The sequence below is a fragment of the Vreelandella subterranea genome (assembly GCF_900111305.1).
In the GTDB taxonomy this organism is placed as follows: domain Bacteria; phylum Pseudomonadota; class Gammaproteobacteria; order Pseudomonadales; family Halomonadaceae; genus Vreelandella; species Vreelandella subterranea.
Window position 1 is genome coordinate 322,265 of the sequence record NZ_FOGS01000002.1, and the last position, 23,538, is coordinate 345,802.

The window sequence follows — 23,538 nt, forward strand, 5'->3', positions numbered from 1 at the left end:
TAAGGCTACGATGTCTCTTGCCCCCTGAGCGAGCCATACCGTGAGTATCAATGCGCGTGAATTTTATCGTAACGGACCGATCCACCGCCAAGCGCACGCCAGTAGCTTTGCGCTGATTCGTCGCCAGTTTGATTTTCGTTCTATCGAGATTGGCCGTTGGGTGACCAACGCCGAACGCGACCGTGCAGCGGAACTTTTCCACGATGCGCTATGCGATTTGATGTTGATTCTGCGGGGACCTGAAGCATTGATTTCGCTACGCGGCTCGCTCGCCTTGCAGTACGGTAGCGGCGGAAGGCCGGGCGTGTCCGCCCATTACGACCCCTGCCAGCGCAGCTTTTCACTGGCCAAAAACGCGGGCCCCGGAAGTATCGCTCACGAGTGGTTTCACGCGTTCGATCACTACATTGTCACCAAGTGCTTTCGCGGCGCGCCCAGCGGCCTGTTTGCCTCCACCGCCTGGCTTGCGGATGCCAAACCGGTTCCTCACCCGCTTAATGACCGATTGATGCACTGTTTTCAGGCCATTTTACTACAGCCGGAAGGCGATCGGCCGAGCGAGCTTTTCAGGCATTCTGCACGGATGGATAAACAACTTGGCCAGCTGTACTACAGCCGACCCGAAGAACTCTGCGCCCGCGCTTTCGAAGCCTTCGTACAGGACGCCACCATCACCAACCACTTTCTGGTCAAGGGCAGCAAGGCCTCGCCGGAAGCCGCAAAGGGGCTCTATCCCCAAGGCGAGCAGCGCGAACGCATCAATCGGCTATTTGACGACTATTTCTCGACATTAGGCACCGCGCTGCGCCAAGAGCATTGAGCCTCTGCCCTCTGAGGCGTTTAAAGCCCCTGCGCGCCGCGCCGTAACCAGTTATGCACAAAGGCCAGCTTGTGACGCGCGTGCTCCGAGAGCACAAACGGATAAAGATCCGATAACCCCATGGAACGATTGATGTGGTTGACACCAACGGTCAGTGAGGCGGCAATGTGAATCAACTGGCCTGCGTCAGGCTCCGAATACGGGTCCCAACCGGCGCTGGGTATTTGCGGCGACGACAGGCCTGTGGCGACAAAACTGTCGGCAATATCGGTCAGATGAAGCAGGTGCGCCGCCGTTTCGGCCCAGTCTTCGTGGGGATGCGCTGAAGCGTAGCTCGTCAGATAATGCTGCTTCCACTCCGGCGGTGGGCCATTTTCATAGTGGTAACGCAACGCGGCTGGATAATCGATCCGCTCGTCGCCGAACATGGCGCGGAAGGCATCCAGAAAATCCTCGCGCAGGCTCAACCGCCACCACAGCATGTGGGCAATTTCATGGCGCATATGGCCAATCATGGTCCGGTAAGGCTCTTCCAGGGCTTCTCGGCGCGTGGTGAGCAACACCGGGTCCATTTCCGCAACGCTGATGGTCACCACACCTTGCGCATGCCCCATGGGGACTGGGGTGGGGCCTTCAGCCAGCAGGTGAAACACAGGCCGCGCCCCCGGATCTTCGGGCCGGAACCAGTGCCAGCGTCCCAGGTTATCCAACACCCAGCGCTTGGCCGCTTCGGTCTGCGCCCAGTTCGGGATGGCATCGGGGATGGAAGGATCAGGCGCCAGTGCCGTCATGGCGCAGGACCGGCAAAACGCCCCCTCATCGGGCGCTATCCAGTTGCAGCCGATTCTTTCCCGGTTGGCGCAAAAGGGAGGCATCGGCACGAACGCCCGCGCCTGGGGATCATAGCCGACAGGGGTGCCATCTGCGGTGCTGAGATTGTCGAACCAGAGATTCCCCGTGCCGACGGGGTTGGCAAAAACACGCATAGGATGACGACTCCGAAATGAACATTGACGACCATCTTGCGCGCCCAGGCCGCTCCCCTACAAGAGGCTGAGTATAAATAGCGGTTTCTCTGCCTATGCGTCGCCAATTTATCCCCTGTCCCCGGCAAGCGTACTCGGTGAGTCTGTCAGGTCATTCCAGCCGAGTGACCGGCTGGCGGCCTGGGTCGATATACCATGGCAGGCCCAGACGAGTATTACGTTCCAGTTCGGCGATCACCTGAGCACCCAGCAATAAGATGATCGCGCCAATTTCAAGGCTGAGCAGCACAATCACCAGTGTCGCCAAGGAGCCATAGACGGCGTTGACCAAAGAAAGATGGGTAAAATAATAGACCAGCAACAGCCGTACACCTTCCCATAAAAGCGCAGCAACAAAACCGCCCACTACCGCTCGCCTCAAGGCGATACGCACAACCGGCAGCACCTTGTAGATGGCGCTGAATAACAGGAAAACGCCGACAAAGCTGATCAGATTAAGCATCGGCTCGGAAAATTGCGCCAGCGGCAGCTCACGCTCGAAAATTGCCAGCACCATCGTATTGAGCGAGCTCGCCAGGGTCACGACCAGCGTTAACGCCATCAGTCCTGCCCCAAGCACCAGCATGAAAGCATAGGGCAGCATCACGGACACCCAGGCACTGCGCCTGATATGTGGCGTCTCTGGCGCATGGAAGATAATCGCCAGCGCATCCTCGAGCATCCGAAAAGCGAACGAGCTGAAAAGCAGCATGATCGGAAAGCTGAAAATGCCGATCACATCCCGGGAATCCAGTATCCCTCTTACGGCTTCCAGCAAAACCTCGGCATTGGCAGGCGTTAAATGACGCGCCTGTAACGCCAACACATTGAGAAGATGCTGCTCGTCCACGACTTGCGCTAACAGCACAACCAGCAAAGCAAACAGCGGCACGATGGACAACAGGACGTTGTACCCCACCCCTCCCGCCAGCAGAATGCCCCGGTTCTTCAGAAAATTACACAAGACTCGCCAGGCAAAGTGCATCAATCTGGGGAGCAGAAGAACGACAGCACTGAGTAATGTGCGATTTTGAGCCATTGGTTGCCATTCTCCTTGTACGCTAAGACCATGATACGCCTATGGCGCTACCTGCGTGCAAGGAGGGCAGAAAATAGGGGGTAGCGTATTTAATGAAGACAACTGTCTGAAGATAAACTTAAGTGCAGACAACAAAAAAGCCCGCTGAAAGTAGTTCAGCGAGCTTTTTTAATAATCTTGGCGGAGGAGGAGTCCGCATACATACTCTCCAGGGAAGTCCATGGAATTACATTAATTAGCTGTTTTTATAGATAATAATACCATTCTTCGTCCAATCCTCTCCAATTAGATCCAACTTACCCCAGAACAAAAGTGTGGGTCAAAGTGTGGGTTAGATTATGGTAGAATCAGCAGCAATCAGGAGGCTCTACCAGAGAGAGGCATTGTCATGGGTAAGCTCACTAGCAAGACAGTTCAGAAGCTTGCGAAAGAGGGAAAGAAAGGATCGACGGGTGATGGGCAGGGCCTGTACCTGCAAATTACCGTTGGCGGGTCGGTTAGCTGGATATACCGCTTTAAGCTGAAAGGCAAACAGCGCTATATGGGTCTAGGGACATATCCTGGTGTCAGCCTCTCCGAAGCCCGCGAGCTCGCAGCGGATAACCGCAAAATGGTCAAGCAAGGGATTGACCCTCTGGAAGCGCGCTTGGAAGAAGAAAAAGAAGCTCAGAAGGAAGCTGTTACATTCACAAGCTGTGCAGCTCGATTTATCAAGGCCCACCGCCGTAGTTGGCGAAATGGCAAGCATGCCCGTCAGTGGGTCAGCACTCTCAAAACCTATGTGCGTCCAAAAATGGGCAAAAAGCCCATAGAAGATATTTCGACCCAGGACGTGCTTGAAGTCCTAAAACCCATCTGGGCAAATAAAAACGAAACGGCCAAACGCGTGCAGGGACGCGTTGAGAATATCTTGGATTATGCAGCTGCACACGGCTATCGCGATCCGGTCAATCCCGCCCGCTGGCGCGGTCACCTGGATAAACTACTAGCCAAACCTTCGCGTATCCAGAAGGTTAATCACCATCCTGCCATGCCCTATGATGACGTTGCTGATTTCATGGCGTCGGTTCAACAATACAGCAGCATGTCTTCTAAAGCGCTGCTGTTTTTGATTTTGACCGCAACGCGCACCTCCGAGGTGCTGAATGCCGAATGGAACGAGATTGACCTCGCTAATGCCACTTGGGCGATCCCAGCTGATCGAATGAAAACCAACCGCGAACATCGAGTACCGCTTTCCAAGCAAGCTCTATCGTTACTCTCGAATCTACCCCGCTTAAAAGGTAGTAAGTATGTATTTCCCGGCATGAAGCACGCCCGCCCGCTTTCCAACATGGCCTTACTTCAATTTATGCGCGGAATGGGATATGGTCCAAACGGCGAGAAAGGTAACTACGTTCCACACGGTTTTCGCTCTAGTTTTCGTGACTGGACAGGCGAAGTCACTAGCTATCCCCGGGATGTTGCCGAGATGGCACTGGCTCACGCAATCGAAAACAAAGTGGAGGCAGCCTATCGGCGTGGTGATCTTTTTGAAAAGCGCAGAGCAATGATGCAGGAGTGGGCAGATTACGTCATGTGAATATGAATCGCTTCATTTATAGGCGCTGTGTTAAACAGCGCCTTTGCATTCAATTAAAATGAATAAAATTGCGTCTTACATACCATTCCAGGCTCACCAACACCAGGAAGGGCTTTTGCTGATCCACGGCTAGGCAGCTCAACCTGATTTCCATCGTCAGTAACGGCAATTATACTAGTAGCTTCACGCATACGTTCCCACGCATAAAGAAAATTATCAGCGTGGACTCTTGAATTCGTAAAATGTGGGCTTTCTACCTCATAGCCATCCAGAATAAGGTTAAATTCGCCTTGCTGGTCATTTCCGTATGTAACATTATTGATAGTTAGGTTCATACTCACCGGATCGTATTCACTGCATGCAATATAAAGCTCTGCTGCCCCGTCAGCACTAACCGCCGAATATTCTGAAACACCTTGCCCCCATCCGCTAGACCACGTACCGGGCTCACCAAAATAGGCCGAGGCTGTGATTGGTAGAGCTAATAGACCTATGGTACATGGTATTGCCAAAGCAGTTGCCAGCTTCATAAATTTTCCCTTATTTAGCTTTTTTGAATCCTGCAATGATAACTATCGGCAGTAATGCAATTAAATTTAGGTATTTTGGGTAAGCGGATTAAATGGTTGATCTTACCTTTGCATGAGAGTGAGACAGACCGGCATCTCATCGGATTATCTGGTTGATGCTTCACCTACTGCTGGTGCATGTTTCCTTCGCTAATTCCAGCAAGAACCCCACACGCCTCAACTTCCCGGTCATCGTTGCAACTCGCTCTCAGTGAAACGAGTTGTTTCTCAAGCGCTTGCAGAGCGGTTATCTGCGACCGCACATGAGAGATGTGATCATCGAGCAAGGCGTTGACGGCGGTACAAGGCTGATGAGGGTCGTCCTGATAGCTCTGTAGTTCGTGAATCTCAGCCAGTGACAGGCCCAGGATTCTGCAGCGACGGATGAAGGCCAGCCCCTCACCATGCTTCTCGGTATAGACACGGTAACCGTTGTCCTGCCGATCAGGCGGCGGCAACAAGCCCTGCTGTTCATAGAAGCGGATCGTCTGTGTTTCGACCCCTACCAACTGCGCCAACTGACCAATGCGCATCAGCCTCCTCCCCAACGGATTCTTTACTCTATTGACCTTATAGTAGCTTTATAGTTTTAAATGGTACCACAACATTGTTCAAGTGGAGTCGTATCATGAGCAAATCCTGTGGTGGCGCCTGTGGCGGTGATGCAACGTCCGCAGCGGATACCGATATACAGGCCTCCTCCGAGGCGCCAGGGAGATGGGTCAGTGTTTATGCCGTGCCGAAGATGGACTGTCCATCAGAAGAACGAATGATTCGCCTAGCCCTGAACGGCTTTGAGGAGATTCGGGCGCTGTCCTTCGACTTGTCGAACCGCCGGCTGAAGGTCGTGCATGACGGCGAGGTCGAGCCCGTCACCTCGAAACTGAAGACCTTGGGGCTAGGCGCCTCGCTTCAGGAAACCGTCGCTGCAAATCCGGAGACCATCAAGGCCGCCGAGTTTTCGGCAGCTTCTGCTAAGCAAGAATCCGGGACCCTGCGCTGGTTGCTCGGCATCAATGCACTTCTGTTCGTGGTGGAAATGACTGCCGGTCTGATCGCCCAGTCCACCGGCCTGATTGGAGAATCCCTGGACAATTTTGCCGATGCGGCGGTGTACGGGCTTGCCCTTTATGCGGTTGGACATAGCGTGAAAATGCAGGTACGTGCCGCGCATCTTGCTGGTGTACTGCAACTGATCTTGGCTGTGGGCGTGCTCGTAGAGGTGGTGAGACGCTTTGTATTCGGTAGTGAGCCTGAATCGCTGGTGATGATGGCTATCGCATTCGTCGCATTGATTGCCAATACCAGTTGTCTGCTGCTCATATCCAAACATCGGGAAGGCGGGGCGCACATGAAGGCAAGCTGGATATTCTCGGCCAACGACGTGGTGATCAACCTGGGGGTCATCACCGCCGGCGCCCTGGTCGCGTGGACCGGTTCCAATTATCCGGATCTGATTATCGGCACCATCGCGGGGGGCATTGTACTTAACGGTGCCAGACGCATTTTGGCGTTGAAGGGTTAAATAATGCTCATTATTGGCAAAAAGCTCTCGCCGTATGCCCTATTGTCCATATCGGGCCTGCTGGCAGCGTCTGATCAGGCTGTAAAGTGGCTGGTGCAGCAATCAATGGCCTATGGCGAGTATGTTTCGGTGACCCCGTTCTTTAACTGGGTGCACCTATGGAACACCGGTGCCGCATTCAGTCTTTTTGCGAATGGTGGAGGCTGGCAGCGCTACTTTTTTATCGGAATCGCGGTAGTGGTCTCGATTTTTCTGATCAAGCTGATCCTTGAAAATCGTCATAAAGGAGAAGCCATCGCTTACAGTCTTATCCTCGGTGGCGCCATGGGCAACCTGATTGACCGGGTCTTTCGCGGCTATGTTGTGGATTCCTTTGATTTCTATTGGCGAGACTGGCATTGGCCGGCCTTCAACCTGGCTGATATTGCAATTGTCCTCGGTGCCTTACTTTTCGTTTCCAGCAGCTTGTTGGGTAAAAAAGCAAACACCAATGCCGAGCCGGATGGATCTGACTGACACCTACGCCTATACAACACCATGACCGAACTTCCCGACAACATCCTTCACCTGCCGCAATACCAAGTACTGGGCTGCAAATCAACCGACGACGAAATGCACTTCCAGGTGGACGTGCCCGATCCCATCGCCTGCGAGGAATGCGGCGTGCAGGGTGAGTTCGTACGGTTCGGCAAGCGTGACGTTCCCTATCGTGATCTGCCCATCCACGGCAAGCGGGTCACTCTCTGGGTGGTCCGCCGCCGATACACCTGCCGGGCCTGCAAGACAACATTCAGGCCCCAGCTACCGGAGATGGTGGACGGATTCCGTATGACACTGCGGCTGCATGAGTACGTGGAGAAGGAATCCTTCAACCACCCCTACACCTTTGTGGCGGCACAGACCGGCCTGGACGAGAAGACGGTGCGCGACATCTTCAACGCCCGCGCCGAGTTCCTGGGGCGCTGGCACCGCTTCGAGACGCCCCGCATCCTGGGCATTGACGAGCTATACCTGAACAAGCGCTACCGCTGCATTCTGACCAACATTGAGGAGCGAACCCTGCTCGACCTGCTGGCCACCCGCCGCCAGGACGTGGTGACCAACTACCTGATGAAGCTGAAAGACCGGCAGAAGGTCGAGATCGTCAGCATGGACATGTGGAACCCCTACCGGGCAGCGGTCAAGGCTGTGCTGCCCCAGGCCCGTATCGTGGTCGATAAGTTCCATGTGGTGCGCATGGCCAACGATGCCCTAGAGAGAGTGCGCAAGGGCCTCAGAAAGGAGCTGAAACCGTCCCAGAGCCGGACTCTCAAGGGAGACCGGAAAATCCTGCTGAAACGCGCTCACGAAGTCTCAGACCGGGAGCGCCTCATCATGGAGACCTGGACAGGCGCGTTCCCGCAACTGCTGGCCGCCTACGAGCACAAGGAGCGCTTCTACGGCATCTGGGACGCCACCACACGGCTCCAGGCAGAAGCCGCCCTGGACGAGTGGATAGCCACCATCCCGAAGGGCCAAAAGGAAGTCTGGAGCGATCTGGTCAGGGCAGTGGGAAACTGGCGCGAAGAGACCATGACCTACTTCGAGACGGACATGCCCGTCACCAACGCTTACACGGAGTCCATCAACCGACTGGCCAAGGACAAGAACCGTGAAGGGCGCGGTTACTCCTTCGAGGTGATGCGGGCACGAATGCTCTACACCACGAAGCACAAGAAGAAGGCACCGACTGCGAAGGTCTCTCCTTTCTACAAGAAAACCATCGGTTACGGACTGCCGGACTTCGCAGAGGAACTCAACTACGGAGTCGATCTATCAACCATCTGAGGGTGGTATCAGATTGATGGGGTGAAGGTGCCCCATCAACCATTAAATCCGTATACCCGAATTTCGGACTCCCCACTGCCTGCGCCGCCGGTAAAAAGCGGCGAGCCGTTAAGGATGATGCCAATGCGTGAGCCGCCATCCTGGCGAGTGCGCATCTTGGCGACCAGGTGCATCAAAAACAGCAGCGAGCCATCGGAGACGCGCGGCAGGCCAGGGCCAAAGCGGCCATCGTAGCCGCGATGTTTGTGCTCATCGGTGACCTGTTTCTGCACCTTCTTCCACTCGACGCCAAACGGCGGATTGGAAAGCATGTAATCAAAGCGTTCGCCTGCCAGCTGGTCGCCTGAAAGCGTGTTACCCAGTTTGATCTGCTCGACCGCCTGCCCCTTCACCAGCATATCGCCCTTACAGATGGCGTAGGACTCAGGGTTGAGCTCCTGCCCGTGCAGCGAGACGGTGACCTTCTCGCTGACCTGCTGAATATACTCGTCGCTCTCGGAAAGAAAGCCGCCGGTACCCGCTGTCGGGTCATAGACGGTAACGATGCTGTTGGGCTTTAGCTTTTCTACCTGACCGGTAAGCACCAGAGACGTCGTTAGATGGACGATATCGCGTGGCGTGAAGTGCTCCCCGGCGGTTTCGTTGGAGCTTTCGGCAAACTTGCGGATTAATTCTTCAAAGATACCGCCCATGCCGTGATTGCTCACCCGCGCGGGGCTAAGGTCTATCGCCGCGAACTGCTGCACGGCTTTATAGAGCAGGTTATTGGCGCTGAGTTGCTGAACGAAGCTCTCGAACTCGAAGTGCTCGAAAATCTCCCTAGCGCTCTGGCTGAACGACTGTACGTAGCTCATCAGGTCGTCGCTGGTTTGGGTATCGGAAAGACTACCCAAGCTTAGCGGTGAAGCATTGAAGAATGGTTGATCAGCCGCGCGCAGCAGTAGCTTTTCACGCACTGCCTCGGACTTATTCTGATGATCGTCAGCAGCTTTCAGCACGTCAGCCTTTGTAGGTGCCAATACGCACTCTAAGCGGCGCAGAAGCGTGAACGGCAGGATAATACGGCCATACTGTGACTGCTTGAAATCGCCGCGTAGAAGGTCAGCGACCGACCAGATAAACGCAGCAAGCTGAGAGTGACTTCCCGTGTTCACGGATGCTTCCCCATGTTCGATGAAAATAAGTGAACACCATCATACACATCTGTGCAGTAATCAGAGTACCTTGCAGGATAGGAAGGCATCATTTCCTAGCTCTTAACTGGCCTTGGATCCAATGTTCAATTTCTACTTCATCCCAAGCAACGGCTCTTGCTCCTAGCTTTGCTTGCTTGGGGAATGTCGAATCATAACCAGCTGATTTACAATCGATTTTGTTATATATCGTTGATCTGGATAAGCCGGTACGACTTATAACTTCCGATATTTTCAGCATCCTTGTAGGACGACCAACCTTCTGCTGATCAAAATGAGCCAGTTCCATACCTGATTCAACCGAAGATGCAATATTGTCTTGATGAGTCATACGGTAACCTCATGCCATTAGTTGACTGATATAGCCTATGTGTACATAGGCGATGACGGTTACCATTTTGTTTGTAGCCGCTACCGAAACACACCGGCTATCCTAAACCAAGAACTGATTTAGGTCTTGATATTGACAAGCCATCAAAAATAGTATCTAAAAATTTATCGAGAGGCTAAGCCATGAAACAAGATGAATCCCTTGCACAAGAATTACATGATGCAAAAGAGGACGCTCAGTATTTGGAAGACCTACTTTCTATAATCGATGTAAATGCAACAGATTTAGCTAATCAAGCCCTTCACGAACAGCCGAAGGCTGAGAAAGATGCTATTGATCATGATAAACAGTGGCATCAGGCGATTGTACAAGCCGCCGAAAATGATCCTGATTTCTCAAAGGATTGGGAAATCCCAATTTCCCTGGTGCAGCATAGGGACAAGGCGAAGCTGCAAAAGCAAATTAACGTCCATTTGGAAGTTGCTCTTCGTCAGATAGCCCTAGTCAGCTTCACCCGTAAGGAGAGAATTCCTAAAATTCGTCTTTATTTTGAGGAAGTTAACCGTCGCAAAGCAATGCTGAGGCGTGAGCAAGAAACAATTACTAAAGCATTAACCTGCGCACACCAGCATGTTACTGCTTGGCGAATGCTAAAGGATTTGCGCGATAACTCACCTGAAGCACGCCAAGAAAAAGCAAAGCAGGCAAAACAAGAACTGAAAGATGAGAAAGAGGTCATGTTAAGAGCGCTCATCAGAGGAGCCCTAAGTAAACACCGACCTTCAGGCGGTTGGGAACGTTACGAGTTGGCAGCTCCAGTCATTGCTAAGATTATACATCCTGTAATTGAAGAATACTCGCTGCCTTTGACAAATAACATCGATCTACTCAGTGAGAGTATCCAGAAACTGATTTTTACAGAGCCACGCCTTAGAAAGACTTTTAACGAGAATGGCAAGCAGCCTGTGCCCGAGCCGCATAAAAGCCGAAACATGACGATTAATTTCTATTAGCAGCAGGTCTATAATCGGGCTAAGGCTAGGGCTATGGGATAGCCCTAATAATTCACTGTAATTACCGTGTATCATACAGTAATTACGTTTATAACTTATACACGTCCACAGGTTAAAAGTCGCTTTTTTTCTAAGCTTTATCCCCTACTACCATCAAAGCAATTGACCCCTTGACCTATAGGTTTGGAATGCTCTTTGCAAAGATAGCTTGCAGCCCCAAACACCTGTTCAAAAGTGAATTGATCTTCACTGTGAAAAAACCATGTAGCCAGTTCGTTGGTAACTGGTTTTCGAGGTACTTGCACAAGACCTTCCATACACTCCTGTGGGTGATTGATAGCCCGAGCCCATGATCTGACGATACGATGGAAAAGGTTTTCATATCCGTAATCACTGCTTTGAGTTCTACCTATGTAACCTAGGCCGTTGTAGGCATCACCGTTTAGTAACAGCAAAAGGTGGTAATGAGGATTGATGCTGGTATCTTGCTCACAACACCACACACAGCGAAATTTGTGCGGATACTTGATGCCTGCTCGGTCTAGCTCACGTTGGAAAAAAGTTTTAAAGGCACTCAAAGCAGAATTTTTATAATCGAGTAGGCCTGCATACATACCGTTTGGAAAGCGTAGATCAATGCGAATAGCGAGGATCCGATTGCAGTCCTGACGAGATCTATTCATTACATCGAACAATTTCGCTAGGTAATTTTCGATCAGCGGTCCTTTCTGCGTTTGTACCCACATACTTTGGTAGTACCCTTCCCACCACAGTTTCAGGTCGGGATTGTCAGGATGGCATTTACGTAAATGTTGGCCAACGTTGTACGTAAAGGTATTCACTATATAACTCCTAATCGTACACCCACGAGAATGCCCATGGCTTGAATGCCATGCTTATGCACGTAGCTTGAACGTAGTGATGATAAGATAAGCGGATAATGTCGATTTATTGCCCGTCACTTAGCGCGACCTACCTTACTCACAAGGAGTAGCCTAACGGACAGAGCGCATGTATGGTTTAGTTTAATGGCAAAAACACGTTGTACTACTGACGCTTCTTCTACTGGTAAGGTATCAAGTTAACAGCTTTCAGGGCTCACCCAACCGATATCATTTTTATTGTTAAGTGAAAGCATACTAATATTACCGTCATTTAAATCTCGTTAGAACCAACTAGCATATGACAATGAATATCATAACCATCGCGTTTTAAAAGAAAATAAAATACATTCAACTATCAATGTCACCTGAAAAATAAACCTAATTTTTCAATAAGATCATCAAGAGCCACATGGGCTCGTCATATTCTCATATAGTTATATATAGTTAGTAATTTTTAACCGCTATTCGTAACCAGCCCTTCAGCCTTCAAATGCAATGGGTGCCGTTGCTGTCACCAAGGCACTTCTGACTGCATGGTGATGGGAAATCGCTTTATATCAGAGAGTTAGCACCATGGATTATTATTTTTTGTCCAACTAAGTACAAAGAAGTTTAATTTAAAAAATACGCTTGATTCACTCTATCATGCTGCTAATCTTGCTAGCGTTAGCAACATTAGCAGAGAAGATGGAGGTATAAAGGTGGAAAATGACAAGCTTAGCTCAGGATGCTCGTATACAAGAGACTCCGGCCTTCGGAACCATGAATGGCCAATTCTCGATGAGAATTCAGTATTTGAAGGCGCTGTTGTAGAGATATCACGGTCTCTTGAAATTTCGTATGAAATGGCTTTATTGACAGCATTATCTTCTATGTCATCCGCCTGCCAAGGTATCGCCGATGTAGAGTTGCCGACAGGATATCGTGTTCCCTTATCACTTTATATCCTGATAATTGCTTTAAGCGGTGAACGTAAAACTGCTGTCGAGAATGCATTTTTCCATGAAATTAAAAAAATTGAACGTGAGCTTTTAGATAAACATCAGAAAGACCTTGAAGACTACAAACGGCGAAATCATAACTGGACTTTGCTTGAAAGAGAGCTTGGAAAGCTTCTCGCTAGAGCGGCTAGCAAATGCGAGGAAACTGAAAGTATTGAGGCACGTCAGATTGACTTGTATGATAAGAAGCCTATATCTCCACCTACACCAAGGTTTATATATAAAGATATAACGCCCAGTGCTTTAGCACATAGCCTTTATAAAAACATTTCGTTAGCTTGCTTGGTTTCTAGTGAGTCTGGGGATATATTTAATGGCAAAGCTATGCAAGAGCTTGGCATTTACAATGAAATATGGAGCGGTTCAAGCGTAACGGTAGACCGTAAATCAAGTGATGATTTTTCGATTACCAACCCAAGATTAACATTAGCCTTAATGATTCAACCAGACATTCTGAATCGTTTCTTAAAGAAGCGCGGTAGCGAAGCTATAGAAGGTGGTTTTCTTTCAAGGTTTTTAGTTATCAACCCAAACTCATATATTGGCTTAAGAATAGGTAAAAACTCTCCGCCAAACAAAGAAATTATCAATAATTTCCACGGAAGAATACGGCAGATGATGCAACAATCAATTGACGTCGAAATAAATAATAACAACCAAAAACTGTTGCAATTCACTCCAAATGCAAAAGAGAAATGGAGAAATATAGCTCTGTCTATTGAAAAAAACATGGAACAGCATGGATTTTATCATCATGCCAATGGTCATGGATCTAAATTGATGGATAATATTAGTCGCCTTGCAGGCATTATTCATACTTTTGAAGGGCTTGAAGGTGATATCAGTTCATATACCTTGGATTATGCATATTCACTATGCATCCGTTGCTCTGAGCACTACATGAAGTTTATAGCAGGCACGCCTGAGATCGTGACCTTGACAAATCAGCTTGTAATAGATATTCGAAAAATCGTTGTGCCTTCTGCTTCTACTTATAGATTTTGTGATTCGAAAATTCAGCAACGCTGTCACAATTCACTTCGCGAAAAACAAAAAAGGTTTTCAGCATACCAACTTTTAGAACAATTAGGTCACTTAAAAAAAATAGATGCTGTGAATTTTGAGTTCAAGGAAACCATTCTGACAAGAACTGATCCTCAATTAAAAAATGGCAAGCATTACAATGTTTCGGAGCTTCCGTTATTTTCGGAACAAAGAATTGACCCCAACTACACAGCCTATGGCTTTCAGCTCATTAATAATGTTCATAGTTGACTATCTGTATACAGTGCCTTCCTTTTCTGTCCAGGCGATCTGGTGATACGACTGGACCTCCCTGAGAGAGCTTGTACGTTGTCCCACATCACGCTTATTTAACAACTAAAAGCTCATTCCACTGCGTTGTGTAACGCGGCGTGCGGCGCTCGCTTCGCAGCGCCCAGGCATTACCTTTACGGGGCAGGCCCATCTGTATGGTGCCCCGACCAAACTCCCGATTGAGCTTATCAACCGTGGTCATCAGGCGTTCGCTGCGCTCGGCGTCTGCTTCGGTCTGCGGGGTCTCTGCAAGGGTGAGCTGGCGGTTGGCCTTGGGGGAAAGGTCTAGCAACATCAGGCCGGCTTTTTGGTAGGCGTAGCCCTTACGCCACAGACGCCGCAAGCCCTGTACTGCGGCGGCCGTGATTTCTCGGTTGTCGTCGGTGGGGCGTTCCAGTGAGATGACGACGCGATTGCTGTATTGCGGTAAATCATTGCGGAAGGGATTGGTACGGATGAATACCATGACGGCACTGGTCACGCTGCCTTGCTTGCGAAGCTTCTCACCGGACCTGGCGGCATGCTGTCTCAGCGCCTCGCGTAGATCATGCGGATTACCGGTCAGTCGTCCGAACGAACGCGATACCATGATCTGTTGTTTGGGTTCGCTCATGTCGTCCAGCTGTATCACCGGTTGGCCCCTCAGCTCCCACACGATGCGTTCCTGCACCACGCTAAAATGCCGTCGTATGTGCTTGGGATCCGCTTCGCGTAGATCCCACGCCGTTTCAATGCCCATGACCCGCAGGCGCTCACCGGTGCGGCGGGCCACGCCCCATAGCTCCATGACGGGCAACTGTTTCAACAACGCCTGAGTGGCTTTGCTATCAGCCATCAACTTGCACACGCCCTGCTCCCGGTAGGCGGGATGTTTCTTGGCGGCATGGTTGGCGACCTTGGCCAGGACGCGCGATGGTGCAAAACCCACCGATACCGGAATGCCGGTCCATTGTTTAACGGTCTCTCGCAATGTTTGCCCGTACTGCTCCAGCGCGTCGGGATCAAAACCCTGGAACCCCACGAAGCTCTCGTCAATCGAGTACACCTCGACGTGGGGAGAAAACTCGCCAAGCACTTCCGTGACGCGCCGGGACATGTCGCCGTACAAGGCGTAATTACTCGACAGCAGCACGGCTTGTCGACGGATCTGGGGCGACAGCAGGTGCATCGCCGCCCCCATCTCGACACCGAGGGCTTTCAGTTCGTTGGAACGGGCCACCACGCATCCGTCGTTATTGGAGAGTACGCCCACTGGACGACCTTCCAGTGTCGGATTAAAGACCCTCTCGCAGGAAACGTAGAAATTGTTGCAGTCGATCAGGGCCATCATTGCAGCGGTGCTCCGGGCAGGCTGTGCAACACATGGGTGACGACGCCCCAGACGTGGGACTCACGACCATCAATCGGAATCGGTGGATAAGCGGGGTTGCTTGCCTTGAGGTAGGTGCGCTGGCCAACCCTTTCCAGCCGTTTCACGGTCAGTTCGCCGTCCACGCAGATCACCACAATCCGGCCTGGCACCGCATCAAGGCTTCGGTCCACCACCAGCAAGTCACCGTGATGGATGCCGTCACCCGTCATGGAATCCCCCTCGGAACGCACGAAGTAGGTCGCTGCCGGACGCTTCACTACGTACTGGTGAAGGTCCAGGTCGGTATCCAGGTGATCATCGGCGGGAGACGGAAAGCCCGCACGCACCGCACTCGAATAGAGCGGTAACGGGCACGACGGGGCATAAGCGTCTGCTCGGCCCAGCAGGGAAACGGGCAATAACATGGTAAGGTGCCTCTCAATTACTGTATATATAGCCAGTATCAAGAAAGACGCCGGTTGACGCAACACCACCACGATCAACGCCACTTATTTTGAGACCTATATCACTCCCATGAACCCACCACAGGGATCGCTTCCCTGACCATAGGAGTGCCGCTTATGCCACCACCCTGCTTTAACTGTGCTGAAACGCGCATGCTCAACCTTGATACTGCCCAGCGGATCGGCACCACGGGGAGTTGCCTGATTGGCGGGGCGATCGGTGCCTGGCGATCAGCCGCCGTCACGAGGCCTTTGTCGATAGCCACCTCGCGCTTTCCACTCGCCAAACTGCCCGTCGCGATGATGGGCGCCTTTGCCGGAGGCCAGTCGGGGGCGCGGGTAGCCGCCCTGTTCTTCTCGCAATGGCTGCCGCCCGGTGAAGGCACCCCGTGGCTCTGCCTGTCGTGCGGGCATATCTTTCGTCACCCCTTTCCGCCCCTGGCACCCGCACGCTGATACACCGCTTTACGGCGATACACCTTACTCACCACCACCCATGCGCTGGCAGCTGTGTCAGCGATTTTTTTATGTCTGGAGAATGACCCATGGCACATCTCGTTGAACAAATGGCTTACGTAGGCGCTACCCCCTGGCATGGCCTGGGACAGCAACTGACCCGTCATCAACCGCTGGAAGTCTGGCAACAACAGGCCGGTATGAACTGGCACATCGAAGAAGCGCCGGTGCGCTTTATTGCCGAAGGCGCAAGTCACCTGGGCAGCATTCATTCCTTCCCCGAACAAAAGGTGCTCTACCGTTCGGACAACAAGGCACCGCTCTCCGTGGTATCGCAGCGCTACAAGGTGGTGCAGCCGGAAGAGATCCTGGAGTTTTACCGAGACCTGACCGAGTACGCGGGGTATGAGCTGGAAACCGCCGGGGTGCTCAAGGGTGGTCGCAAGTTCTGGGCCCTGGCGCGCAGTGGCTTGAGCACATCGCTGCAAGGCCAGGATGAGGTGAACGACTATCTGCTGCTGGCCACCTCGTGTGATGGCACCTTGGCGACCATGGCGACACCCACCACGGTACGGGTGGTGTGTAACAACACATTGCAGATCGCCGTTGATGGTACATCGCAGGCGGTGAAGGTGCCCCACCGGTCGGAATTCGACCCGCGGGCCGTCAAGCGACAGCTGGGGATTTCCGTATCCCAGTGGAATGACTTCATGTACCGCATGAAGGCCCTGTCGGAACGCAAGATCGACCGCCGTGAAGCCCGGCAGTACCTGCAGTCGGTGATTTGCGGGGCCGAAAAGCCTCTGGATGATCCTTCCAAGCTGCCGAACTACCGGGCACTGAATAAAGTGCAGAAGCTTTATACCGGCGAAGGTCGGGGCTCGCACCTGGTCACCGCCAAGGACACGGCCTGGGGCCTGCTCAATGCGGTCACCGAGTATGTCGATCACGAGAAACGGGCACGTAGCAACGATACCCGCATGGACTCGGCGTGGTTCGGCCAGGGCGCGCAGTTGAAGCAGGAAGCGCTCGATGCAGCACTTGCACTGGTGGCGTAATCAGCACCGCAACGTCGCTTCATCGATTTCCCTCCTCTCCCGACTTCAAGCACTTCCCTATCCAATGACATTTACCACCTCCACGGCATAAGCGCCCGGCCCCATCAAGGCCGGGCGTTTTGCTGTGGGACTTACCTCACGAGGATCTGCCATGACATTTGTTTCCCACACCGTCGAAACCGGGCTGGCCCACCTGACCGAAGCCCTGCTGGCCAACCAAAAACATCACGCCGAGACCGTCGTCTGCGCCCAGGGGAAGTTCTACAAAGCGGAAGTTCGCCTGGAGCCCCTGGACGCCGAGGCGCTGGCCGATCACTTGGACGGCTAACCCTACTCGCCATATCGCTTCCAACCAGCCCATCAACGCTTGGGCGTTGGAATGATCCTGTATTGATTATAGAAACCCGGAGGTGCCCCATGGCACAACGCACCCATGTCATCAATTCCAATCAACCCGACACATCGTCATCAGCTATTCAGCCAGACGCTGCCTCGACAAACACACCGGCCTCCTTGGAGGCCCATCCCACCGCCGACAGCACCGCGATCATTCAGGTGATCGAGCGTGCCGCGCTGAACCCGGATGTCGACATCGACAAGATGGAGCGTTTGCTGCAGATGCAGGAGCGGGTGATGGATCGCCAGGCCATGATGGCCTATAGCGCGGCCATGGCAGCGATGCAGACCGAACTGCCTAGCATCGAGGAGCGAGGACAAACCAATAACGGCTTCTATGCCACCCTGGAGGATATCGTCGATACCGTGCGCCCGATAATGCAGAAGCATGGCTTTGCGGTGAGCTTTCGTATTCAGACGCAGGAACGTGGCATTCAGATCACCGGCGTCCTGATGCACAAGGACGGCCACCGTGAAGAAACCAGTATGCTGCTGCCCGCTGATATCAGCGGTAACAAGAATGCGGTACAGGCGTTTGGCTCCTCCACCAGCTACGGCAAGCGATACGTGCTGTGCGCGCTGCTTAATATCACCACCCGCGGCCAGGACGATAACGGCAACGCCAGCACCAAGGTGGGCATCAAGACAGTCACCGCTTTCCAGGCGGGACAGATCCAGCGGCTGATCAGCCAGTGCCCAGCGACGACCCAGGAGTGGTTCAGCGGCAAGTACGGGTCTGCCGTGCAGGTGCCCTATAGCGACTTCGACAAGCTGCGGGCGTCCCTCACCAAACGGGCCAATAAGTAACCGGCATTTCCCCCTATCTAACCCAAGGAGGCGACCATGCAGATTCTCAACATGGCGCAAGGCTCTCCCGAGTGGCTGGCGGCGCGCCTGGGGCGCGTCACCATGTCGGAGCTCAAGACCTTGCTGGTCAACGGCAAGGGCCCTGGTGGATTCGGTGCCGGGGCCATTACCTACATGCATCAATTGATGGGCGAACGGATGACCGGTGAATTGGCCGAGCCATTTCAAGGCAATGCCCATACCCGGCGTGGTCATGAACTGGAAGGGGTGGCCCGTTCACTCTACGTCAATGCATCCGGCGAGCCGAGCCCGCAGGAAGTGGGCATCATCCTCAACCATGACGTGGGCTATTCGCCCGACAGCCTGGTCGGTGCTAACGGCCTGCTGGAGATCAAAACCAAACTGCCCAAGTTCCAGATCGATGTGCTGCTTAGCGGGGAGATTCCGGCAGAGCACGTTGCACAGTGCCAGGGCGGCTTATGGGTCAGCGAGCGGGAATGGATCGACTTTGTAAGCTATTGGCCGGGCATGCCGCTGTTTATCAAGCGTGCCTACCGCGACGACATCATGATCCGCACCATTGCCGAGCGCGTCGAGGCCTTCCATGAAGAAATGGAGAAGCGTATCAGCCAAGTGATGGTGGCATGAGCCAATCTCATCATCGACGAACCATATATCACATAACGACATAGACGCCGGGGCCACCACCTCGGCGTTTTCTTTTTTGGAGACAACCATGACGAAAAGTAAACTCAAGGCCGGTGAAGTGGCAGGCACTTACCAAGTCGTAGAACCGGTTACCGAAGCTGACATCATCAACCTCGCCAAAGGCTTTGCACGTCGCAAACTTGCCAGAGGCTGCAAGATCACTCAGCCATCGCAAGCATTTGAGCACTTGCGGCTACTGCTCCAGGACTACGAGCACGAGGTATTCAGCGTTCTGTTTCTCGACACACATCACCGCGTCATACGTTTTGAAGAGATGTTTCGGGGCACCATCGATACATCCAGCGTCTATCCCCGCGAAGTGCTCAAAGCCGCCCTCACCTACAATGCCGCGGCGGTCATCCTCGTACATAACCATCCAAGCGGTGACCCCGAACCAAGCGATTCGGATAGGCGAATCACCCAGCAACTCAAGGAAGCCCTGGGGCTGATGGACATTCGGGTGATTGATCATGTGGTGGTAGGAAGCGAGGGGTGTAAGTCGTTTGCAGAAATGGGATATTTGTAGCGGAAATGGAGAGCAACTTGGATCCGCCCGCCTGGGCGGGTCCAAGTTGGGATGTTTTCTTTCTTTTTTATATCAGCTATCGGGCGAGGCTGTGTGAAAACAAAAAAACCAGTTGGGGATTACAGTATACAACCGCAATTGCGCCATTAACGGTCAGCTAGATAGGTTCACAACGTCCTCAATAATTAAACCAACATCTACGTTGATCGATATAAAAGTCTAAGAAGCCTCTACTAAAGAGCCTTACCAGATTCTACAAGCGCAGTAGCGCCAAGCTCAGCAACTCTATGGTTGCATTGCTTGGATCACCCCCCAGTACCGAGAATATTCATGAGGCGTTTCATGTTGTAAGCAAGCACCTGAAGGCTCATTTCCGTGCTGACGTTCTTAAGGCTCTTGGACATGAAGTGCGTTATTCCCATGCACGCTTTCAACTTGCCAAAGGGGTGCTCGACATTCTGACGACGGAGGCGCATCATGTTCGGCGTCCGGTCCAGTAGAGATTTTACCACCTCCAGTTTATCCTAGTGTTCCCAGCTTTTGATACGCCTATAGGTGCCCGTGGTGCATTGCGTTTTCATTGAGCAACACTGATAGGCCGAGCACCAATAGCAATGTAGCTTGTTAGGCGAGGTTCTTGGCTTAGGGAAATAAGACGTTAAACCGGCATCGTGGCAAGCAAGAATTTTCCGTCTCTTAAAGTAACCGCGATCAGCTACGCCATGGAGGTCGCTAAAGCAACTAGCATCACGTGACTACTTGGACACCCGGTAAAGTTCCCCCGATCACTGCCTACATTAGTTACTTATGTGATACCCGTTTGTGACATAGCATATGACATATCCACAGAGCTCATGGAATCTAGATTTATTGTCAACGTGTTTTGTCACATCAAGCCTCTACATTTTGTAGGTATTCCCGCCCTTTAAAATGTCAAAGGGGACTAAATAACATCCGAGACGGCTGCCCGTTTCCAGCCTCATCCAGCCATGGTCAGTACCTGGAGCGTGAAGTACTGGAGAACGCTCCTGACCTCTTCGAAGCCAAACAGAAGTCCACCAAACAGTCCGACGAGCCTAATACCGATGAGCTCTATCACGGATTGGTCAACTGATGGAGAAGCGTATTTTTATGTCGCGCAAACTTGTTCAGTAAACCGTTAGAGTAAGTTTTTAACCGATACTTTCGCCACTTTAACCAGAGATGGAAAAAACAACCGCATCAGAACTTGGCAACAATAATCAAGCCATAAAAATGACCGGACCCACCTAAAACACCAATGGTCTATTCAGCTAATACTTACCGAAGAGCACTGATTTTTCGGTGTACAACCCATAAAAGCTTGATGCCATTGCTAATTCATTTTGAATATCCAGTCGAGAGACACTGAGCGCACGAACTGCTTTAGATAACATTCTTGAGGAAGCGGTTCCTGGCAATAAAATCTTATAAGTGGTGAATTTGCCTTTTTAGATTGACGACCGATATTACGCGCTGAGGGTCACATCAATTTCCGATAGTGATTGGCAAAACACCGGGGAGACCAGGGTAAAAAAATTAACCTCATTTAATAGTTCTTTTAAGGTTCTGTTCAGGTTTATGACATATGGTTTCCTGCATCTTCAGATTAGGAAATTGTATGAAATACAAAATGTATGTTGTTAACAGCTTGGCGGTATCGTCTTTCCATCGCCCAATCCCTTACCTACCGCCGTCCCTTGGGTGTTGTCATCTCCAACGCAAGTATCAGCGGGGTTAATTTGGATGGCTATTAACGACTCACAGAAATATTACGGCTCGGTTAGCCGCCTGCTACATTGGATAACCGCGCTGCTGGTGACATTACAGCTCGCTAGTGCTTATATGAACAACTGGCAGCCGGGTAATGCATTCAGCCAATTATTTCAGCCTTGGCATGCCACTGTGGGCTTTATGATTTTAGCGCTTGTTGGGCTGCGAATTGTTTGGCTGCTTTTTCAAATACGCAATCGCCCTCCGCATCAAGGTAAGGCGGTGCTGATAGGCCATCTATCTATTTATGCCTTATTGGTTGCGGCCCCAGTGAGTGGTTTACTACAAGGTTTTGGAATTCGGTTATTTGATCATTTGGTTTCCAAGGGAATTGGCACACCCTTTGCAGAAGCCTCGCAAGCAATACATGGCCCCATTGCTTATTTGCTGACCGTACTCATTGCAGGACATGTGTTCATGGCTTTATTCCACCACTGGGTTCATCGCGATGGCACGTTGTACCGCATGGTAGGGCAGGCAAAGAGTTAATCCATGATGTTGTGCTATTAGGCCGCGAGCAGGTACCGCCTGCTCGCGTCATTAAGGCTCAAGTGTCATGAATGGCTCATCTTCCTGATCGGTAAAGCTATAAACCTCGTAGGGCTCCTGCTGTGGCCCAGGCATGCCCGGCGTACCAATCGGCATACCGGCCAAGCCAATGCCTGTCAGGCTGGTCTTCAAATAGCTTGGTGATGGCTTCCATCGGTACGTGGCCCTCAATCCAGTACTCGCCAATACCAATGGTATGACATGAACCCAGTCCGTGTGGTACCCCGGCCCGCTGCTTGATCTCGCCAAGCTCAGCATCGTCCACAATGGTGACATCTACGCCCTGCTCTTCCAGGTGGCGAGCGTATTCATTGCAGCAGCCGGATTGAGGGTTTTTGTACATCGTTGCTTCATCAGGCAGTCCTGCCTGGGCGGCTGTTGCTCCCAGCAATAGCGAGCCTGACACCAATAGTGAAGTGGTTTTTAGGTTTATAAGCGTATCCTCTATTAATGAAAGAACTAATTGGCGCGGCTGAACAGGTATTTGATGAGTGAGGCAATGCTCAATCCTACGAGTAACAGAAGCATGAAGGGCATTAACCAGGCTAACCAGCCCATTGAGGCCATTACTGCAAAACAGTCTGCGTTCATCATGGTGGCCTCCTGACAATAGCGTGATGTTTAAAACCACTGAAAGCTTACGACCTATGGGGTTACCCCCTGGGTCAAGCCATGCCACCCTGCGGAAAAAGAAAGTTTGCTACAGATCATTTTTTTCTGGGCGAGTTCAGGCTCGTTTAAGGTTGGCGACGTATAAAGAACGAGTCACACTCACCTTGGAGGCAAATGACTATGCGCAAGACCCATCTTACATCCAGCTTATTAGCTCTTTCACTGAGTATACTTGCCGGCGCTGCCTGGGCGGGACCTGGACACGGCGGCGGCGAAAGCGACCTTAGCGATGCTGATGCTGAGCGCACGATTAGCATCGACGCAGGCGATATGTGGTTCGACCCTGATGAGCTGGAAATGGCCGCCGGAGAGATCGTGAAATTTGAAATTACCAACACTGGCAGTATTGAGCATGAGTTCGTGATCGGCAGCAAGGAAGCCCAAGAAGCACATCGTAAAATGATGCAAGAAATGGCAGGTGGCGAAGGCCATAATATGTCCAACATGTCAGAAGGCGAAGGTCACGATATGTCTGATGGTAGTAGCATGGCAGCCGTTACTATTGCCGCCGGTGAAACCGAATCTCTACTATGGCGAGTTCCCGATAATGCTGACGAGTTAGAGTACGCCTGCAACATCCCCGGCCACTATGAATCCGGCATGTACGGTAATTTTTCTTTCTAAGCAGACCTTT

General features: G+C 51.8%; 26 protein-coding genes and 1 pseudogene. 15 read left to right on the top strand and 12 right to left on the bottom strand.

The window, feature by feature from the left end; translation table 11 throughout:
- Positions 1-40: 40 nt before the first annotated feature.
- Positions 41-820, top strand: a complete 780-nt coding sequence (locus tag BMX75_RS04335) for a CLCA_X family protein (RefSeq protein ID WP_092825601.1) — start codon at positions 41-43, stop codon at positions 818-820.
- 20 nt (positions 821-840) lie between these two features.
- On the opposite strand, the gene BMX75_RS04340 is transcribed toward BMX75_RS04335, so the two are convergent.
- Together BMX75_RS04340 and BMX75_RS04345 are read right to left on the bottom strand one after the other, a co-directional pair.
- Positions 841-1,806, bottom strand: coding sequence for a zinc-binding metallopeptidase family protein (locus tag BMX75_RS04340; RefSeq protein WP_092825603.1), 966 nt, complete (start codon positions 1,804-1,806; stop codon positions 841-843).
- A 151-nt stretch (positions 1,807-1,957) separates the two neighbouring features.
- Positions 1,958-2,884, bottom strand: coding sequence for a YihY/virulence factor BrkB family protein (locus BMX75_RS04345; protein ID WP_092825605.1), 927 nt, complete (start codon positions 2,882-2,884; stop codon positions 1,958-1,960).
- Between the two features lie 388 nt (positions 2,885-3,272).
- Between BMX75_RS04345 and BMX75_RS04350 the strand changes: the two genes are divergently transcribed.
- Positions 3,273-4,466, top strand: a complete 1,194-nt coding sequence (locus BMX75_RS04350; protein ID WP_092825607.1) for a tyrosine-type recombinase/integrase — start codon at positions 3,273-3,275, stop codon at positions 4,464-4,466.
- 53 nt (positions 4,467-4,519) lie between these two features.
- Here BMX75_RS04350 and BMX75_RS17930 read toward each other — a convergent pair whose 3' ends face one another.
- Entirely contained in the window at positions 4,520-4,996 is a 477-nt protein-coding gene (locus tag BMX75_RS17930) for a hypothetical protein (RefSeq protein ID WP_139197143.1), read from the bottom strand.
- Positions 4,997-5,160: 164 nt separating this feature from the next.
- A complete protein-coding gene (gene cadR, locus BMX75_RS04355) occupies positions 5,161-5,568 on the bottom strand; it encodes a Cd(II)/Pb(II)-responsive transcriptional regulator (protein WP_004364961.1) in 408 nt (135 codons plus the stop codon).
- A gap of 95 nt (positions 5,569-5,663) precedes the next feature.
- On the opposite strand from cadR, the gene BMX75_RS04360 reads away from it, so the two are divergent.
- From BMX75_RS04360 to BMX75_RS04370, 3 genes are read left to right on the top strand one after another with little or no spacing between them, the layout of a single operon-like run.
- On the top strand, positions 5,664-6,560 hold the full coding sequence (locus tag BMX75_RS04360) for a cation efflux transmembrane domain-containing protein (RefSeq protein ID WP_004574643.1): 897 nt from the start codon (positions 5,664-5,666) through the stop codon (positions 6,558-6,560).
- A gap of 3 nt (positions 6,561-6,563) precedes the next feature.
- Complete coding sequence (gene lspA, locus BMX75_RS04365) at positions 6,564-7,076, top strand: signal peptidase II (protein ID WP_004863699.1); 513 nt, start codon at positions 6,564-6,566, stop codon at positions 7,074-7,076.
- A 21-nt stretch (positions 7,077-7,097) separates the two neighbouring features.
- Positions 7,098-8,387, top strand: a complete 1,290-nt coding sequence (locus BMX75_RS04370; protein WP_004574636.1) for an ISL3-like element ISPpu12 family transposase — start codon at positions 7,098-7,100, stop codon at positions 8,385-8,387.
- A gap of 35 nt (positions 8,388-8,422) precedes the next feature.
- Here BMX75_RS04370 and BMX75_RS04380 read toward each other — a convergent pair whose 3' ends face one another.
- Both BMX75_RS04380 and BMX75_RS04385 read right to left on the bottom strand, forming a co-directional pair.
- Positions 8,423-9,541 carry a type I restriction-modification system subunit M gene (locus BMX75_RS04380; RefSeq protein ID WP_233337233.1) on the bottom strand — a complete coding sequence of 373 codons (1,119 nt, stop codon included), beginning with the start codon at positions 9,539-9,541 and terminating at the stop codon, positions 8,423-8,425.
- 88 nt (positions 9,542-9,629) lie between these two features.
- Positions 9,630-9,911, bottom strand: coding sequence for a helix-turn-helix transcriptional regulator (locus BMX75_RS04385; RefSeq protein ID WP_233337234.1), 282 nt, complete (start codon positions 9,909-9,911; stop codon positions 9,630-9,632).
- Between the two features lie 182 nt (positions 9,912-10,093).
- Here BMX75_RS04385 and BMX75_RS04390 point away from each other — a divergent pair, with 182 nt between their 5' ends.
- The gene (locus tag BMX75_RS04390; protein ID WP_092825609.1) at positions 10,094-10,924 is read left to right on the top strand and encodes a hypothetical protein; all 831 of its coding nucleotides are present in this window, start codon (positions 10,094-10,096) and stop codon (positions 10,922-10,924) included.
- 137 nt (positions 10,925-11,061) lie between these two features.
- Here BMX75_RS04390 and BMX75_RS04395 read toward each other — a convergent pair whose 3' ends face one another.
- Entirely contained in the window at positions 11,062-11,766 is a 705-nt protein-coding gene (locus BMX75_RS04395; RefSeq protein ID WP_092825611.1) for a YagK/YfjJ domain-containing protein, read from the bottom strand.
- A 743-nt stretch (positions 11,767-12,509) separates the two neighbouring features.
- Here BMX75_RS04395 and BMX75_RS04400 point away from each other — a divergent pair.
- On the top strand, positions 12,510-14,084 hold the full coding sequence (locus tag BMX75_RS04400) for a YfjI family protein (protein WP_092825613.1): 1,575 nt from the start codon (positions 12,510-12,512) through the stop codon (positions 14,082-14,084).
- A 94-nt stretch (positions 14,085-14,178) separates the two neighbouring features.
- Here the strand turns inward: BMX75_RS04400 and BMX75_RS04405 are convergent, their stop codons facing one another.
- Both BMX75_RS04405 and BMX75_RS04410 read right to left on the bottom strand, forming a co-directional pair.
- Positions 14,179-15,456: a Y-family DNA polymerase gene (locus BMX75_RS04405; RefSeq protein ID WP_092825615.1), complete on the bottom strand. Its 1,278-nt coding sequence runs from the start codon at positions 15,454-15,456 to the stop codon at positions 14,179-14,181.
- Positions 15,453-15,902 carry a LexA family protein gene (locus tag BMX75_RS04410; protein WP_092825617.1) on the bottom strand — a complete coding sequence of 150 codons (450 nt, stop codon included), beginning with the start codon at positions 15,900-15,902 and terminating at the stop codon, positions 15,453-15,455. The genes BMX75_RS04405 and BMX75_RS04410 overlap by 4 nt, the downstream gene beginning before the upstream one ends.
- A 156-nt stretch (positions 15,903-16,058) precedes the next feature.
- Between BMX75_RS04410 and BMX75_RS04415 the strand changes: the two genes are divergently transcribed.
- The 6 genes from BMX75_RS04415 (at position 16,059) to radC (ending at position 19,892) form a co-directional block, all read left to right on the top strand.
- The gene (locus tag BMX75_RS04415) at positions 16,059-16,397 is read left to right on the top strand and encodes a hypothetical protein (protein ID WP_092825619.1); all 339 of its coding nucleotides are present in this window, start codon (positions 16,059-16,061) and stop codon (positions 16,395-16,397) included.
- A gap of 89 nt (positions 16,398-16,486) precedes the next feature.
- Positions 16,487-17,455 carry a DUF932 domain-containing protein gene (locus BMX75_RS04420; protein WP_092825621.1) on the top strand — a complete coding sequence of 323 codons (969 nt, stop codon included), beginning with the start codon at positions 16,487-16,489 and terminating at the stop codon, positions 17,453-17,455.
- A 151-nt stretch (positions 17,456-17,606) separates the two neighbouring features.
- Positions 17,607-17,783 carry a hypothetical protein gene (locus tag BMX75_RS18030; protein ID WP_175474692.1) on the top strand — a complete coding sequence of 59 codons (177 nt, stop codon included), beginning with the start codon at positions 17,607-17,609 and terminating at the stop codon, positions 17,781-17,783.
- 89 nt (positions 17,784-17,872) lie between these two features.
- On the top strand, positions 17,873-18,658 hold the full coding sequence (locus BMX75_RS04425; protein WP_092825623.1) for an ERF family protein: 786 nt from the start codon (positions 17,873-17,875) through the stop codon (positions 18,656-18,658).
- Positions 18,659-18,694: 36 nt separating this feature from the next.
- Positions 18,695-19,306, top strand: coding sequence for a lambda exonuclease family protein (locus tag BMX75_RS04430; RefSeq protein WP_092825625.1), 612 nt, complete (start codon positions 18,695-18,697; stop codon positions 19,304-19,306).
- An 88-nt stretch (positions 19,307-19,394) separates the two neighbouring features.
- A complete protein-coding gene (radC, locus tag BMX75_RS04435) occupies positions 19,395-19,892 on the top strand; it encodes a RadC family protein (RefSeq protein WP_092825627.1) in 498 nt (165 codons plus the stop codon).
- Between the two features lie 305 nt (positions 19,893-20,197).
- Here radC and BMX75_RS18375 read toward each other — a convergent pair.
- Positions 20,198-20,359, bottom strand: a pseudogene (locus BMX75_RS18375) (transposase); the annotation flags it as partial.
- A 1,297-nt stretch (positions 20,360-21,656) separates the two neighbouring features.
- On the opposite strand from BMX75_RS18375, the gene BMX75_RS04445 reads away from it, so the two are divergent.
- Positions 21,657-22,172: a cytochrome b gene (locus tag BMX75_RS04445; RefSeq protein ID WP_085920393.1), complete on the top strand. Its 516-nt coding sequence runs from the start codon at positions 21,657-21,659 to the stop codon at positions 22,170-22,172.
- Positions 22,173-22,269: 97 nt separating this feature from the next.
- Here the strand turns inward: BMX75_RS04445 and BMX75_RS04450 are convergent, their stop codons facing one another.
- Entirely contained in the window at positions 22,270-22,623 is a 354-nt protein-coding gene (locus BMX75_RS04450) for a DUF411 domain-containing protein (protein WP_245748342.1), read from the bottom strand.
- 68 nt (positions 22,624-22,691) lie between these two features.
- Entirely contained in the window at positions 22,692-22,826 is a 135-nt protein-coding gene (locus tag BMX75_RS18295) for a hypothetical protein (protein WP_254902990.1), read from the bottom strand.
- 198 nt (positions 22,827-23,024) lie between these two features.
- On the opposite strand from BMX75_RS18295, the gene BMX75_RS04455 reads away from it, so the two are divergent.
- Positions 23,025-23,528 (top strand): cupredoxin domain-containing protein, encoded by a 504-nt coding sequence (locus BMX75_RS04455; protein WP_092825631.1) that lies wholly within the window; start codon positions 23,025-23,027, stop codon positions 23,526-23,528.
- Positions 23,529-23,538: the final 10 nt, after the last annotated feature.